The organism is Nitrobacter vulgaris, assembly GCF_002028545.1.
GTDB lineage: Bacteria > Pseudomonadota > Alphaproteobacteria > Rhizobiales > Xanthobacteraceae > Nitrobacter > Nitrobacter vulgaris.
The window spans coordinates 75711-90698 of record NZ_MWPQ01000055.1; the positions used below are offsets into that span (position 1 = coordinate 75711).

Sequence of the window (14988 nt, forward strand, 5' to 3'; positions counted from 1 at the left end):
GCGGCATGACGGCGCGCGTGTGCGTCGCCCGGATCGGCGCCGCGCATGGCCTGCGCGGCGAGGTGCGGCTGTGGACCTTCACGGAAGACCCGATGTCGGTGACGCAATACGGCCCGCTCTCGACGAAAGATGGCGCGCGGCAGCTTGAAGTAACGCACGCGCGCGCGGCCAAGGATCACCTCGTTGCAACGCTCACGGACGTGACCACGCGCGAGGAGGCCGAGCGGCTCAACGGCGTCGAACTCTACGTCGCACGCGACAAACTGCCCGATACGGACGAAGGCGAATTTTACCACGCCGATCTCATCGGTCTCGCCGCCTTTGATGCGGCGGGCGCGATGATCGGAACGGTCGCCGCCGTTCACAACTTCGGCGCAGGCGACATCATCGAGATCGCGCGTGCGCACGGTCCGACCCTGATGCTGCCGTTCACCGATGCCGTGGTGCCGACCGTGGACATCGCCGGCGGACGCGTGGTGATCGAGATGCCCGGCGAGATCGATGGCGATGAGCCGGATTCCGGCTCTCCAGGCATTTGATAACGGAGGCAAATTTGCAGCTTGAGCCTCACGACGATCTTAATCGCATAATCCTTTCTTTCGTCAGAAGCGATTGGCGGAAAGTTGCATTCGTCGTTGGAAGTGTTTTGCACTGGTACGAGGATCGCCAAATCAAAATGGACGATCAAGAGATCATGAAGAAAATCCTTGCTTTGATCGATACCAAGAAGATTGAAAGTCAAGGAGATATCTTGGATTGGAAACGCAGCGAAGTCCGCGTCGTACAGTCAGATAGCTAGGATAATTCCTCTGATGCGATCCGCGGACTAATGACTTGGCGCGCGACCGTCCTGACCCTGTTTCCCGAGATGTTTCCGGGGCCGCTCGGCATCAGCCTCGCCGGAAAAGCGCTGACGACCCGCTTATGGGCGCTCGACATTCACGACATCCGCAGTTCCGCCACCGACCGCCACCGCAGCGTCGATGATACCCCGGCCGGCGGCGGCCCGGGTATGGTGCTGCGTGCCGACGTGCTGGCCAAGGCCATCGACTCAGTGGAGACCTCGCCGGACCGACCGCGCCTTCTGATGAGTCCGCGCGGTCGGCCATTGACCCAGTCGTGGGTGATGGAACTCGCGGCCGGTCCCGGGCCGCTGATCGTCTGCGGACGCTTCGAAGGGGTGGACCAGCGGGTCATTGAAGCCCGCGGGCTCGAGGAGGTGTCGATCGGAGATTATGTGCTGTCGGGAGGGGAAATCGCGGCGATGGCGCTGATCGACGCTTGCGTCCGGCTTTTGCCGGGGGTGATGGGCAAGGCAGAATCGGGTGAGGATGAAAGTTTTTCGCACGGGCTTCTGGAATATCCCCAGTACACTCGCCCGCAGGACTTCGAGGGCCGGCCGATCCCGGACGTTCTGCTGTCCGGCGACCATGCCAAGGTGGCCGGTTGGCGGAGGTCGGCGTCGGAAGCTTTGACGGAGGCGCGCCGTCCGGACCTCTGGGCGGCAAGGAACAGGCAAAATCCGCCAAAAAGCAAGACAGACGGGTGACAACGCGCCCGCTTTGCCGTATAGGAGCCCAAATCCGCGCAGCGAGCATTTTCAGGCAAAGTGGAATCCGGTTTGCCTTTAGAAAATGCTCTAGCTCGTTGAGCTGTGCGTATTCTTTTCGCAAAACCGGGTATCCACTTTTGCGAAATGCGCGCCACTGGACAGACGAATTCCGCGCAGCCCCCTCAAACGGCCGGAGGGGCGCGCCGCCGATGGAGATTTCGATGAACATCATTCAGCAGCTCGAAAAAGAGCAGTTCGACAAGCTGTCGGCGACCAAGACCATTCCGGAGTTCGGCCCCGGCGACACCGTGATTGTCAACGTCAAGGTGGTGGAAGGCGAGCGGACCCGCGTGCAGGCCTATGAAGGCGTCTGCATCGGCCGCTCCGGCGGCGGACTCAATGAGAGCTTCACGGTCCGCAAGATTTCCTACGGCGAGGGCGTCGAGCGCGTGTTTCCGGTGATGTCGCCGATGATCGACTCCATCAAGGTGGTGCGCCGCGGCAAGGTGCGTCGCGCCAAGCTGTACTATCTGCGCAAACTGCGCGGCAAGTCGGCCCGCATTGTTGAGAAGAAGACGGACCGCGCGGCCGCGACGAGCTGAGCGCAGGCCGACTCGCTTCCAAGGTTTCCGAAAGCGCGGCGCCGGCCGCGCTTTTTTATTGCCGCGAGCACGACTATCTATCGGGAACGCTGTCGGCCGTTTGATTGTCGCGGCGGCTACCGCCATGGTAAAAGACACAATGAATACGGATCAGATCAGCAGCGACATCGGCCGGTTCACAGCCCGCATCGTGCTCGACGACCGCAGCCGTTTGCCCGGACGCTTCTTCGGACGGTTCGCGACTTCGGCGACCTGAGGCCGCTCACTCGCGTCGGTGATTGTCTCGCGCGCCTCCTCGCGCGACCTGCTCAAAGAATTCCAATAGGTTTACGTCCATGTCCAAACCGACAACCCTGTACGACAAGATCTGGAACGATCATCTGGTGCATGAGGCCGAGGACGGCACCTGTTTGATCTACATCGACCGTCACCTCGTCCATGAAGTGACGTCACCTCAGGCATTTGAAGGCCTGCGCGTAGCCGGACGCAAGGTTCATGCGCCGGAGAAGACGCTCGCGGTGGTTGATCACAACGTACCGACCACCGATCGCTCAAAACCCAATCCCGATCCAGAGAGCGCCGAGCAGATCGCCACGCTGGCACAGAACGCCAGGGATTTCGGCATCGAGTACTACAACGAGTTCGACAAGCGACAGGGCATCGTTCACGTGATCGGCCCCGAGCAGGGCTTCACCCTGCCCGGCACCACCATCGTCTGCGGGGACAGCCACACTTCGACCCACGGCGCGTTCGGTGCACTGGCACACGGCATCGGTACTTCCGAGGTCGAACATGTGCTGGCGACCCAGACGCTGATCCAGAAAAAAGCGAAGAACATGCGCGCAGTGGTCGACGGCAAGCTGCCGGACGGCGTCACCGCCAAGGACATCGTCCTCGCCATCATCGGCGAGATCGGCACCGCGGGCGGAACCGGCTACGTACTGGAGTATGCCGGCGAGGCGGTGCGCGCGCTGTCGATGGAAGGCCGCATGACGGTGTGCAACATGTCGATTGAGGGCGGTGCGCGCGCCGGCCTCATAGCGCCGGACGAGAAGGCATACGAATTCCTGAAAGGCCGGCCGAAAACGCCGAAGGGCGCCAATTGGGATGCGGCGATGCGATACTGGGAGACGCTGCGCAGCGACGACGGTGCGCATTTCGATCACGAGATACGGCTCGACGCCGCCAGGCTGCCGCCGATCGTGACCTGGGGCACCAGTCCTGAGGACGTGATCGCGGTAACCGGCAAGGTGCCGAACCCCGCCGACATCGCGGACGAGGCCAAGCGGCTTTCGAAGGAACGTGCGCTGCACTACATGGGCTTGAGCCCTGGCACGAGAATTACCGACATCAAGCTTGACCGCGTCTTCATCGGCTCCTGCACCAACGGTCGCATCGAAGACTTGCGCGCCGCTGCGAAGATCGCGGATGGCCGGACGGTCAACGGCAACGTCAATGCCATGGTCGTACCCGGTTCAGGATTGGTGAAGGAACAGGCGGAGGCAGAAGGCCTCGACAAGATCTTCATCAAGGCTGGTTTCGAATGGCGCGAGCCTGGCTGCTCGATGTGCCTTGCGATGAATCCCGACAAACTGAAGCCGGATGAACGCTGCGCTTCGACCTCGAATCGCAATTTCGAGGGTCGGCAAGGTTTCAAGGGCCGCACACATCTCGTGTCGCCCTCAATGGCGGCAGCGGCTGCAATCGCAGGACATTTCGTCGATATCCGCGAATGGCATTGAGCGTTCTTTCGCTCAGCGGTGTTAAGCCGGCTCCGGACGAGACGACGGAGGGATCGATAACTCGAAAGAAAGTTATTACCGCAGTTCGCGCGATGGTCTTGCACTCGACACCGCAATGAAGCACAACACAGCCGTGTGATCGAGGCGAGCGTGCCGCGTCGCTTTTTGTCGAACGAAACAGGTGTCCGGAAACCCCGTGCACATTCGTCTGGCAAGGCGGGCCTTCCGATCAGTTCCGCTCGATCACCGATCGAACAAGCTATCAACGAGGATGCGACGGCGAATCAAGCTTGCCTCAACTGGTGGGTTGCCTTCGCCGGAAAATTCCGTCAGTCGTAACGACGTCATGAAAACAGCCAAGACCAAAACCCCTGCCCGCAAGGCAGAAAAAATGTCGCGCCCATCCGGCAATACGAAGGCATCGGCAAAGACGCCCACAAGGACGCCTGCCAAGCTGGCGTCCGCAAAAGTCAAAGTCGCGAGGCCGGTGGAGGTCGTGAAGAGCAGCAGCAAGGCCGCGCCGCGTGCGGCTGAGAAGCCGATTGTGACCACGCCGCGCGATGCTCTGACCTTGCCGCTGAAACCGGCTCCCACAATTACCGCGCCGATTCCGGCGCCCACGGCTGTGCCGCCGACGCCTGCCGCTACGACGACCAAACAACCGGTATCCCGTCCGGTCCTGCGTGCCGACGTGCCGCCCGAAGCCGGCTTTACGCTGCAGGTGGATGGGCATTTCAAAAACCAGTTCGAGACGCTGGCCCAGGCGAAGCAGGCCGCGACCGACTTAAAGTCACGTTTTCCGATCCTGCGTATCGAAATCTACGATGCGGCGAAGAAAGCGCGGTTACCGATCTGATCGGCATTGACACCGACTCCGTCGACCTGGCGTCGGATATTTCAGCTTTTTTCCAGCCTACAGAGAAAATATGCGATCCGATTTGGATGAGTTGCGAGAGCAGCCCTCACCTCACCAGGACGGATCGAGGCCGTAGCCGAAGCCGAACGGAAAGAACGGAGCCGGTCCTCGCGGCGCGTAGTAATCTGGCCGTCCATAGTAAGGTCGATAAGGACCACGTACGTACACGCGCGCGCGATGATGCCTGTAGCGATTTTCATGGTGCGGACGATGGGTGCTCCGAGCCGAGCCGACCTCGGTCGGTGTCACCGGCTGCGTGGCGACAGCGCCCAAGCGAGGGGCCGCCTTCGCGCTTTTAACTAATGCGATGCCACACAACGCAACGATTGCTGCAGCGAGACTCACGCCCAGATATCTTTTCATGGCGATTTCTCCGTGGGTCGACGCGTACTGTCGTTATGACACTCTTTCTTAGGAGATCCACGCCGCTTCAAAAAGCAGGCCCGCATAGCGGGCCTGCTCGACCATTTACGAAGCTGGCTTTGCCATGAGCTCCGGTATCATCAGTACCGGTGACCGTTTAGAATGTTACGATCGTTATCATTGTGATGGTTATGGTGGTGATGGTTATGGTGGTTATGGTTATGGTGATGATGGTGGTTATAGTGATGATGATGGTTCCGCCAATGCTGCTGACGATGGCGTAGGTTCCGCCCATGGTGGCTCTGATGGTGGGGCTGCCCGTTGATGTGGTGCACCTTGGTTGTCAGCTTGCCAGCGTCGCTTTGTCCGACGGCGATGCCTGGGCTGACCGGAGTCGCCGCCTGCGCCTGCTGCGCGGGACCCGCGACAATCAGAAGCGCGCCGAGAGCGGCCAATCCTAAAATTTTCTTCAAAAACATTTAGACCTCCGTGGGTGGAACAAGTAACCGCGACGTCAGCAGATCATTCCATCGCCGCCGCGACGCGCGAGCGAGACGCGAGTGACAGGCTATGAGCGGGGAAGTGAACGCGACGTGAATATACCCGCGGCAAACATGCATTGTATGTGCGGTTAGCGTTACCGAATTCCCGCGATTCACGGCCATCCGGCAAAACCGCGCTTGGATCGAAGAGTCAGCCGTGGCGCCAGTAACAGCTCATTCTCGGAACGATCACTGTCCCGCTCGGTCGGAATTCCTGCACGTAATGCGCGGTGCAGTCGCGTACCGCGTCGGAACCCGGATTATAGCTCGGATAAACCCCGCGCTCATCCTCGCGATAGATCCGCACGCGCGGTCGCCGTTTGCGGGCGTGGGCCGACGTGTCAGACGATACGGCACGATCCGTGCTCCGCGCGGTGGTTTGAGCCTGAGCGCTGTACATAAACAGCAACGTCCCCGGCACCAGCAGCAACAGCAGCGTCGCAGCTCCCGTCACAAGCCCCCCCGCTGTCATCCTGACATCCATGGCTGCGCCCCGATCACTCCTGCTCCCCGCGAACGGTCTCCGATTGCCGCGACCGCGTCAACCGCAAGACGGCCCGGACCGCAAAAAACCCTGCTCTCACGGTGAAACGCGAGTTAAACAAAGTGCCATGTGGACCTCCGCCAAAGCCCCCTCGCTGGCTGACATGGAAACCAGGGCGCACGAGGTGTTTGCGCGCCTGCCCGGGCGCTTCCGGCGCCTGTGCGAAGGCCTCATCATCCGCGTCGAGGATTTCCCGACCGACGAGTTGCTGGACGAGATGAAAGCCGACAGTGAATATGATCTGTTGGGATTGTTCCAGGGCACGGGTCTGCCGTTCCAGAGCCAGGATGACGTTGCCAGGCTGCCTAATCTGATCTGGCTCTACCGCCGTCCGATCATCGATTACTGGGCCGAGCACGATGAAACGCTCGACCATATCATCACTCATGTGCTGATTCACGAAATCGGCCATCACTTCGGGCTGTCCGATGCCGACATGGAAGCGATCGAGGCGGAGGCGGCAGGCTAGGATCTGGTCCAACTCGGTTGAGCAAGACTCTGGCCTCATCCTTTTGATTGAGGATGATCTTAACCGAAAACCGGTTTCCACTTTTCGCTGGCGCGGCCCTTCAGGTCGGGATCATGCTTTAGCCCTGCATGATTGGACCTTGGATCGAGGCCGGGATCGGGCTAGAACGGGCTGCTCACGAGGACTCCGGTCATGGACAAGTTCACAACGCTGGAAGGCGTCGCGGCGCCGCTGAAGATCATCAATGTCGATACCGACATGATCATTCCGAAACAGTACCTGAAGACCATCAAGCGTACCGGCCTTGGCAAAGGACTTTTCTCGGAACAGCGCTACAAAGAGAACGGCTCTGAGAATCCGGATTTCGTTCTCAACAAGGCAGCCTATCGCAACGCCAAAATCCTCGTCGCCGGCGACAATTTCGGCTGCGGCTCGTCGCGCGAGCACGCGCCATGGGCGCTGCTCGACTTCGGCATCCGCTGCGTGATCTCCACCTCGTTCGGCGACATCTTCTACAACAACTGCTTCAAGAACGGCATCCTGCCGATCCGTGTGACGCAAGCCGTCCTCGACAAGCTGTTCGATGACGCCGAACGCGGCGCCAACGCGACGCTGACCATCGATCTGGTCAGGCAGGAAATCCGGGGACCGGACGGCGGCACTGCGACATTCGAAATCGACCCGTTCCGCAAGCATTGCCTGCTGAACGGTCTCGACGACATCGGCCTGACGATGGAAAAAAAGCCGGCGATCGACGCCTACGAGAAGAAGGCGAAACGCGAGCGCGCCTGGGCCTGACCGCTTCCGCCGGCAACACGGAGTCGATCACCCGGTTCCACGACACAGCCTCGCTTCGGATTGAATCAGAAGCGAGGAACGTCCGTTCGACAGTCGAAACAACGCTTCGCCGAAAAGCGCCTTAGAAGTCAGGCGGCTTTCTGCTTGGCGCTGATCAGCTTGCGGTTGATCAGGCACTCGGCGATCTGGATGGCGTTGAGCGCCGCGCCCTTGCGCAGGTTGTCTGACACGACCCACATCGACAGACCGTTCTCCACCGTCGCATCCTCGCGGATGCGGCTGATGTAAGTGGCATCTTCTCCCGCCGATTCATACGGCGTGACGTAGCCACCGGGTTCATGCTTGTCGATGACAAGACAACCCGGCGCATTGCGCAGGATGCGGCGCGCCTCGTCCGCGGTGATCGGATTCTCGAACTCGATGCTGACCGCTTCCGAGTGGCCGATGAACACCGGCACGCGAACGCAGGTCGCGGTCAGCCTAATTTTGGGATCAAGAATCTTCTTGGTCTCCGCCATCATCTTCCACTCTTCCTTGGTGTAGCCGTCCTCCATGAACACGTCGATCTCAGGGATGACGTTGAAGGCGATACGCTTCGGGAATTTCTTGGCGACGAGCTCGCTCGCGGTGTAGACCGCCTTGGTCTGCGCGAACAGCTCGTCCATCCCGTCCTTCCCGGCGCCTGAAACCGACTGATAGGTCGCGACCACGACACGCCTGATGACGGCCTTGTCGTGCAAAGGCTTCAGCGCCACTACAAGCTGCGCCGTCGAGCAGTTCGGATTGGCGATGATGTTTTTCTTGGCAAAGCTCGCGACCGCATCCGCGTTGACCTCGGGCACGATCAGCGGCACATCGGGGTCCATCCGCCACGTTGACGAGTTGTCAATCACGACCGCGCCGGCCGCCGCGATCTTGGGCGACCATTCCTTCGACACGGCGCCGCCAGCCGACATCAGGCAAATATCGGTGTCGCCGAAATCGTGATTTTCCAGCGCTTTGACTTTCAGGGTTTTGTCGCCGTAGGAGACTTCGGTGCCGACGCTGCGGCGCGAGGCCAGCGCCACCACCTCGTCCGCGGGGAATTTCCGCTCGTCCAGAATGTTGAGCATTTCACGCCCGACATTGCCGGTCGCTCCGACCAGCGCGACTTTGTAACCCATCGTTCACTCTCCGAAGAAAATCACTCCCTTGTCGCCTCGGCGCGAGACAAGGGAAGACGCTGCGCTTCTAAGCGAGAAACGTCATTAAGACAACGCCGGCCCTCGTTCCGACGTGACCGATTCAACCGCTCATCTGACAAAGTCCACCCGGCTAGCGCGGCTTCCCCGTCCGGGGCGCACGGTTCCGGGGCATCAGCCCACCAATACAGGACGCACCTTGTGGGCGATGGACGAGTGCACGGATACACGCCCGTGCCGAAGCTCGATAGTTCATTGAAAACAGGGATTTAAATCACATCGACCAATCGGGCGGCGATCCACTTCAAGGCAGCGGCGAGTTCTCAAGGCGGACTTCCGAAACTGTTGAACCAGGACCGCACCGGGTTCGAAGCAACATTTCGTCCTGATCGGCATTATTCTCGCAATGTGTGGCCCGATTGGGCTTGTGGCGCGAGGCCGCTGGACGGTAAAAAGGCGATCACACGGATTCATGAGGGCGTGATGACCTTGAAATACTCCACCGCGACCGGGGCTGCGAAAACCATCGCGCTGTTGCTTGCGGCGGCCGCCCTCGTTGGGTTCAGCGCCTTCGGCGCGAGTGCCCAGCCAAGGCACGACCGCGGCGACGCCTACGGCCCGAGCGGCCCCAACGTGTCGTACCAGTCCGGCCCTCGCACTCGTATCTACATTTCCAAACGCTCATGGCTGGATGCGGGCACCGAGGTGTTGCCGGGCGAGCGCAAATACACCGACTATGCCTTTCCGCCTGCCGTCGGCTATCCCTCGTTCGCCCGCGAGAACCTGAACCGGCCGATCGACCGGCAGCCACTCAGTTCGCCGGCCGATCTCGGCGGATATCCGACCAGATTCCCGCTCTACTGATCGTTCTACGCCGCGTGCGGGAGCCATCCCGGCGGCAACGACATGCAAAAATGCCCGGGATAGCCCGGGCGTTTCTTTGTTTAGACATAGCAGCAAGGCTCAGGCATGCAGCGCCTGAAGCTCCTTCACAACCGCTTCCCCCATCTGGGATGTGCTGACCACGGTCAAACCTTCGGACTTCAAATCGGCCGTGCGCAGGCCCTTGGCCAGCACCGCAGCAATCGCGGCGTCGAGCTTGTCAGCCAGTTCCCCCATGTCGAAGGAATAACGCAGCGCCATGCCGAACGAGGCCAGCATCGCAATCGGATTCGCGGCACCCTGACCGGCGATATCGGGCGCGGAACCGTGCACCGGCTCATAGAGTGCGCGGCGCTTTTTGGTTGTCGGGTCGATGTCGCCGAGCGACGCGGACGGCAACATGCCGAGCGAGCCGGTGAGCATCGCCGCGATGTCCGAGAGCATATCGCCGAACAGGTTGTCGGTGACGATCACGTCGAACTGCTTCGGCCAACGCACGAGTTGCATACCACCGGAATCCGCGAGCTGATGCTCCAGCGCGACGTCCTTGTATTCGCGCTGGTGAACCTGCGTCACGACCTCGTGCCATAGCACGCCGGATTTCATGACGTTGCGCTTTTCCATCGAGGTCAGCTTATTGCGGCGCTTGCGCGCGAGATCGAAGGCAACGCGCGCGATACGTTCGATTTCATAGGTGTCGTAGACTTGCGTATCAACGGCACGCTTCTGGCCGTTGCCGAGATCGGTAATGGTCTTCGGCTCGCCAAAATAGACGCCGCCGGTCAGTTCGCGCACGATCATGATGTCGAGACCTTCGACCACCTCGGGCTTCAGGCTCGACGACTCCGCGAGCGCCGGATAGCAGATCGCCGGACGAAGATTGGCATAGAGCGCGAGGTCCTTGCGCAGCCGCAACAGGCCGGCCTCCGGGCGCACCTCGTAGGGCACCGGATCCCACTTCGGACCGCCGACCGCGCCGAACAACACGGCGTCGGCGGCGAGCGCCTTCGCCATGGTGGCATCGGTGATGCTGACCTTGTCGGCATCGTAGGATGCGCCGCCCACCAATCCTTCCTCGGTCTCGAACCTGGCGATACCCTGCGCGTCAAGCCAACCGATCAGCCGTTTCACCTCCCCCATGACCTCGGGGCCGATGCCGTCGCCGGCCAGGAGAAGCAGCTTGTAGGTCGCCATCACAAATCCTCAGAACTTCGTCATGACCGGGAAAGCGAGCGTGTATTGCCGCCGAACCCAGGCTAACCACCTGCCTGCAAGGCAGGACGGCCTGGATGCCCGACGCAAGGCCGATGATGACATCGCATGTTGTGCCGATTGCTAGGACGGTGTTGCGCTGTTGGCAAGACGCCTTTGCACCGTATTGTTCTGCCGTGAGGAGCCGTCACAGTGCGCGCAACATCGCTATGGCCGGCAAGAATCGGAGCCGTCGCGGCGAAACGCCCACGGCCAACAGCGAGTCGCAATCTTTGGCAGTTCTACTCGATGACGCCGCAGGCGATGCGGCCCCCGGCCTCGCCGGTCGGATCGGTCTTGTAGTCGTCGGGTGCCGCGTGAACGACGATGGCCGTGCCGTCCGGCTTCAGAACCGAATTCGGCTTATCCTTGTCCAGTGTGATGGCGGTACTGACCACTTCGAGCTTTAATTCGCCGGAGGCAGGTATGACGATGTTCGGCAGGTCTCCGGCGTGATGGCCATCCGCCGCCATCATGCCGTGCTTCTTGCTATCCGGATTGAAGTGCCCCCCTGCCGACGTGAATGGCGCCTCGCATTTGCCGGCCGCGTGAATGTGGAATGCGTGATCGCCGGGCGGCAGGCCTTTCAGAGTGGCCTTGAGCAGAACACCGTCATTGACCTGCATCAGTTCAACCTTCCCGACGTCGGCGCCTTCGGCGTTTTTCAGCAGAGCCTTGGCCGAATTGGCAGAAACCGCGGTCACGCTCAAGGCAAGAAAAGCTGTCGTCGCGAACAGGGCACGAGCGATCATGGGGAATCTCCGCTGCGGAATCAGAACTTCGGGAAAACGTCGATGCTGTCGCCCTTATATAGCAGCAGCTACCGACGGCGGCCAGTCACATCAAAGACCGCTGAAGGAATTGTAACCCTGATCTTCCCAATAGCCGCCCTTGTAGTCGTTGGTGACTTCCATCGCGATCACATACTTCGGATTCTTAAATCCGAGCTTGGTTGGGACCCTGATCTTCATCGGATAGCCGTACTTGCGCGGCAGGATTTCTCCGTCGAACTTGAAGGCCATTTGGGTCTGCGGATGCAAGGCTGTCGCCATGTCCAGCGGGCTGTTATAGCCGTCGACGTCGGCGCACTGAAACCAGCAATATTTCGCGCTCGTATCAGCGCCGATCAATTTGAGGAAATCGCGCAGCGGCGTCCCGCTCCAGCTTCCGATCGCGCTCCAGCCCTCGACGCAGACGTGCCGCGTAATCTGGGTGGCTTCCGGCAGCTGATAAAGTTCATCGAGCGCCCATGATTTCTTGTTGTCGACAAGGCCACGCACTTCGAATTTGTAGTCCTCGCCGTCGATATCAGGCGCCTCTGCCTCGGGATAGTAGCCGTTGAACGGAAACGGCCGCGTGATGTCGGCCTTCGTATAGGTCGGCGCCAGTGTGTTCGGGTTGAAAATCGCGGCTTGCACCTTGTCGTTGAACTTCGAAATCTGAATCAGCAGGCGTTCCGCCGAGAAACTGTCGGATACTTCACATCCGGTCAGCAACGTCAGTGCACCGAGGCTCGCCCCGCCCGAGATGAAGCGGCGGCGAGCCGGATCTGGCAGCAATTTCGCGGCGTCCTGGACCAGAAGCTGCTTGTCGACGCCCGGGATCAGAAGCGAACGGAAACGGCGCATGGCTCAAATTCTCCTAGAGCATTTTCCGGCTAACGGGACTTCGGGTAGCCGCAAGAAATGCTCTTATTCAATAACTTGCGCGTATTCTGATCGCAAAACCGGGATCCACTTTTGCGGAACACACGCTAACGCCCGATGATCATGGTGCGCAGGCTCTTTGGCACCAGCAGCGCGAGCGCGACATGTACGACGAGAAAGGCCACAATCAGCGCCATGCAGATGAAATGCACATAGCGCGCGAGGTCATAACCGCCGAACACGGCCGTCAGCCATTGAAACTGGACCGGCTTCCAAATCGCAAGACCCGACAGCACCACCACGATCCCGACGACGATGACGAGCACGTACAAGAGCTTCTGCACCTGGTTATACCGCGATAGATCGTCGTGCCGCAGCTTGCCGGTCAGCGCAGCCCTGGCATCCGCGGCCACGCCCGAGGGCGTAATCGGCAGCAGCTTGCGACGAAAGCGTCCGGTGGCAAGACCCAGCACGAGGTAGATGAGGCCGTTGACCATCAACAGCCACATCGCCGCAAAGTGCCACAGCAGTCCGCCCGCGAGCCATCCGCCAAGTGTGACAAAAGGCGAGAAGGTGAAATCGAATAGCGGCGAGGCATTGTAGATCTGCCAGCCCGACAGGATCATCACGATCATCGCCGCGGCATTGATCCAGTGAAAAATACGTACCCACGCCGGCTGGATCGCCTTGGCAGGTTGAGATACGGCCAGGCGATCATCGGCTGAAATTCTCGTCATGGCTCCATCCAGATATTCACTTGCCCCGTCGGGTAAGGAAGCCTGTAGATATTCTACGATAGAACTCGACAGCATTCCCGCACATCATCTCCGGCGTGCGAGATATCCGCTTCACAAAAACGGGAGCCGGGCCGCCTGCCCGCTCATCGGCTGCCTTACAAGGGCAACCTTGTTATCCAAACCTGCCGCCGCCACCGTAATCGCGCCGCGGATGTATGATCGCTAACGGGAAACCGTCATGAACGCCAACCTATTCTCGCGCCTGTTCGACGAACTCGACGACGCGGACCGACTCGCGATCGAAACCCCGGAAGGACGGCGCATTAGCTATGGCGATCTGATCGCATTCTCGGGACGGCTGGCTAACGTCCTGGTGGCCCGTGGCGTCAGGCCGGGTGATCGCGTGGCGGTACAAGTCGAAAAGTCGGTGCCAAATCTCGCGCTCTATCTCGCGACCGTTCGTGCCGGCGCGATCTACCTGCCGCTCAACCCGAGCTACACGCTCAACGAACTCGACTTCTTCATCATCGACGCCGAGCCGGCGCTGGTGGTCTGCGACCCCTCGAATGCGGAGGGCATCCAGGTGATCGCATCGAAGGTGAACGCCACGGTCGAGACGCTGGACGCCAAGGGCAAGGGATCACTGACCGACGCCGCCACGGCAACAAAGCCGGACTTCATCACGGTTGTGCGCGGGGGCGACGACCTTGCAGCGATCCTCTATACGTCAGGCACAACCGGGCGATCCAAAGGGGCGATGCTGACGCACGATAATCTGACATCGAACGCTTTAAGCTTGGCAGATGCGTGGCGCTTCACCGAGAAGGACGTGCTGATCCACGCGCTGCCGATCTATCACACTCACGGATTGTTCGTTGCCAGTAACGTCACGCTGTTTGCACGCGCTTCGATGATTTTTCTTCCGAAGTTCGATCCGGATACTGTCATCAGGATGATGACCAAAGCCACCGTACTGATGGGCGTTCCAACTTTCTACACTCGCCTGCTGCAATATCCGGCAGTGACGAAAGATTCCACTCGGCACATGCGACTGTTTATTTCCGGCTCGGCTCCGCTACTCGCCGACACTCACCGCGAGTGGTCGGCCCGCACCCGTCATGCCGTGCTCGAACGTTACGGCATGACGGAGACCGGCATGAACACATCGAACCCCTATGACGGCGAACGCGTTCCCGGTGCTGTCGGCCCTGCGCTGCGAGGAGTTTCAGTCCGCGTCACCGATCGGGAGACCGGAAAGGAACTGCCGCGCGAGAGCGTCGGCATGATCGAGGTCAAGGGTCCGAACGTGTTCAAGGGCTACTGGCGGATGCCGGAGAAGACCAGGACCGAATTCCGCGACGATGGCTTCTTCATAACGGGCGACATCGGCAAAATCGATCAGAGGGATTATGTGCACATCCTCGGCCGCGGCACGGACCTCGTGATCACCGGAGGCCTCAATGTCTATCCGAAGGAAATCGAAAGCGAAATTGATGCGCTGGCGGGCGTGATCGAGAGCGCCGTCATCGGCGTACCTCACCCGGATTTCGGGGAGGGCGTTACGGCGGTCGTAGTTCGCAGCAAGGACGGAGGTCTCGCGGAGGCACAGGTGCTGGTAGCGCTGAATGGGCGACTGGCGAAGTTTAAGATGCCGAAACGCGTGATCTTTGTCGATGAACTGCCGCGCAACGCCATGGGGAAGGTGCAGAAGAACATCCTGCGTGACGCCTATGCCGGTCTATACAAGCAAAGCTAGGCCGTCA

At 60.3% G+C, this 14988-nt stretch carries 20 protein-coding genes; 12 read left to right on the forward strand and 8 right to left on the reverse strand.

Going from position 1 to position 14988, the window contains the following annotated elements; all coding sequences use genetic code 11:
• The first annotated feature begins 5 nt into the window (after positions 1-5).
• The 6 genes from rimM (at position 6) to leuC (ending at position 3896) form a co-directional block, all read left to right on the forward strand.
• Positions 6-539: a ribosome maturation factor RimM gene (gene rimM / locus B2M20_RS16115; protein ID WP_079448045.1), complete on the forward strand. Its 534-nt coding sequence runs from the start codon at positions 6-8 to the stop codon at positions 537-539.
• Between the two features lie 14 nt (positions 540-553).
• Entirely contained in the window at positions 554-799 is a 246-nt protein-coding gene (locus B2M20_RS16120) for a DUF3658 domain-containing protein (RefSeq protein ID WP_158081552.1), read from the forward strand.
• 30 nt (positions 800-829) lie between these two features.
• Complete coding sequence (gene trmD, locus B2M20_RS16125) at positions 830-1549, forward strand: tRNA (guanosine(37)-N1)-methyltransferase TrmD (RefSeq protein ID WP_079448047.1); 720 nt, start codon at positions 830-832, stop codon at positions 1547-1549.
• A 224-nt stretch (positions 1550-1773) separates the two neighbouring features.
• Positions 1774-2154: a 50S ribosomal protein L19 gene (gene rplS, locus B2M20_RS16130; RefSeq protein ID WP_079448048.1), complete on the forward strand. Its 381-nt coding sequence runs from the start codon at positions 1774-1776 to the stop codon at positions 2152-2154.
• Between the two features lie 124 nt (positions 2155-2278).
• The gene (locus B2M20_RS20605; RefSeq protein ID WP_274533973.1) at positions 2279-2410 is read left to right on the forward strand and encodes a hypothetical protein; all 132 of its coding nucleotides are present in this window, start codon (positions 2279-2281) and stop codon (positions 2408-2410) included.
• Positions 2411-2489: 79 nt separating this feature from the next.
• Entirely contained in the window at positions 2490-3896 is a 1407-nt protein-coding gene (leuC, locus tag B2M20_RS16135) for a 3-isopropylmalate dehydratase large subunit (protein WP_079448049.1), read from the forward strand.
• A gap of 243 nt (positions 3897-4139) precedes the next feature.
• On the opposite strand, the gene B2M20_RS20400 is transcribed toward leuC, so the two are convergent.
• A complete protein-coding gene (locus B2M20_RS20400; protein ID WP_244553561.1) occupies positions 4140-4409 on the reverse strand; it encodes a hypothetical protein in 270 nt (89 codons plus the stop codon).
• Here B2M20_RS20400 and B2M20_RS16145 point away from each other — a divergent pair.
• Positions 4393-4752 carry a hypothetical protein gene (locus tag B2M20_RS16145; RefSeq protein ID WP_244553562.1) on the forward strand — a complete coding sequence of 120 codons (360 nt, stop codon included), beginning with the start codon at positions 4393-4395 and terminating at the stop codon, positions 4750-4752. The two genes, B2M20_RS20400 and B2M20_RS16145, sit on opposite strands and share 17 nt — an antisense overlap.
• 111 nt (positions 4753-4863) lie before the next feature.
• Here the strand turns inward: B2M20_RS16145 and B2M20_RS16150 are convergent, their stop codons facing one another.
• Positions 4864-5175 carry a hypothetical protein gene (locus B2M20_RS16150; protein ID WP_079448052.1) on the reverse strand — a complete coding sequence of 104 codons (312 nt, stop codon included), beginning with the start codon at positions 5173-5175 and terminating at the stop codon, positions 4864-4866.
• A gap of 124 nt (positions 5176-5299) precedes the next feature.
• On the opposite strand from B2M20_RS16150, the gene B2M20_RS19635 reads away from it, so the two are divergent.
• Positions 5300-5500: a hypothetical protein gene (locus B2M20_RS19635; protein WP_158081553.1), complete on the forward strand. Its 201-nt coding sequence runs from the start codon at positions 5300-5302 to the stop codon at positions 5498-5500.
• A 368-nt stretch (positions 5501-5868) separates the two neighbouring features.
• Here the strand turns inward: B2M20_RS19635 and B2M20_RS16160 are convergent, their stop codons facing one another.
• The gene (locus B2M20_RS16160) at positions 5869-6201 is read right to left on the reverse strand and encodes a hypothetical protein (protein ID WP_079448054.1); all 333 of its coding nucleotides are present in this window, start codon (positions 6199-6201) and stop codon (positions 5869-5871) included.
• Positions 6202-6328: 127 nt separating this feature from the next.
• On the opposite strand from B2M20_RS16160, the gene B2M20_RS16165 reads away from it, so the two are divergent.
• A complete protein-coding gene (locus B2M20_RS16165; protein ID WP_079448055.1) occupies positions 6329-6730 on the forward strand; it encodes a metallopeptidase family protein in 402 nt (133 codons plus the stop codon).
• Between the two features lie 192 nt (positions 6731-6922).
• Entirely contained in the window at positions 6923-7528 is a 606-nt protein-coding gene (gene leuD / locus B2M20_RS16170) for a 3-isopropylmalate dehydratase small subunit (protein ID WP_079448056.1), read from the forward strand.
• Positions 7529-7656: 128 nt separating this feature from the next.
• Here the strand turns inward: leuD and B2M20_RS16175 are convergent, their stop codons facing one another.
• A complete protein-coding gene (locus B2M20_RS16175) occupies positions 7657-8691 on the reverse strand; it encodes an aspartate-semialdehyde dehydrogenase (RefSeq protein ID WP_079448057.1) in 1035 nt (344 codons plus the stop codon).
• 501 nt (positions 8692-9192) lie between these two features.
• Between B2M20_RS16175 and B2M20_RS16180 the strand changes: the two genes are divergently transcribed.
• Positions 9193-9573 (forward strand): hypothetical protein, encoded by a 381-nt coding sequence (locus B2M20_RS16180; RefSeq protein WP_079448135.1) that lies wholly within the window; start codon positions 9193-9195, stop codon positions 9571-9573.
• A 99-nt stretch (positions 9574-9672) separates the two neighbouring features.
• Here the strand turns inward: B2M20_RS16180 and leuB are convergent, their stop codons facing one another.
• The 4 genes from leuB to B2M20_RS16200 all read right to left on the reverse strand — a co-directional run bounded on the left by leuB (position 9673) and on the right by B2M20_RS16200 (position 13225).
• Positions 9673-10785 carry a 3-isopropylmalate dehydrogenase gene (gene leuB, locus B2M20_RS16185; RefSeq protein WP_079448058.1) on the reverse strand — a complete coding sequence of 371 codons (1113 nt, stop codon included), beginning with the start codon at positions 10783-10785 and terminating at the stop codon, positions 9673-9675.
• Between the two features lie 299 nt (positions 10786-11084).
• Positions 11085-11594, reverse strand: a complete 510-nt coding sequence (locus tag B2M20_RS16190; protein WP_079448059.1) for a superoxide dismutase family protein — start codon at positions 11592-11594, stop codon at positions 11085-11087.
• A 90-nt stretch (positions 11595-11684) separates the two neighbouring features.
• Positions 11685-12470, reverse strand: coding sequence for a molybdopterin-dependent oxidoreductase (locus tag B2M20_RS16195; protein ID WP_079448060.1), 786 nt, complete (start codon positions 12468-12470; stop codon positions 11685-11687).
• 125 nt (positions 12471-12595) lie between these two features.
• On the reverse strand, positions 12596-13225 hold the full coding sequence (locus tag B2M20_RS16200) for a cytochrome b/b6 domain-containing protein (RefSeq protein WP_079448061.1): 630 nt from the start codon (positions 13223-13225) through the stop codon (positions 12596-12598).
• Between the two features lie 238 nt (positions 13226-13463).
• Here B2M20_RS16200 and B2M20_RS16205 point away from each other — a divergent pair, with 238 nt between their 5' ends.
• Entirely contained in the window at positions 13464-14981 is a 1518-nt protein-coding gene (locus tag B2M20_RS16205) for a malonate--CoA ligase (RefSeq protein WP_079448062.1), read from the forward strand.
• Positions 14982-14988 lie beyond the last annotated feature (7 nt).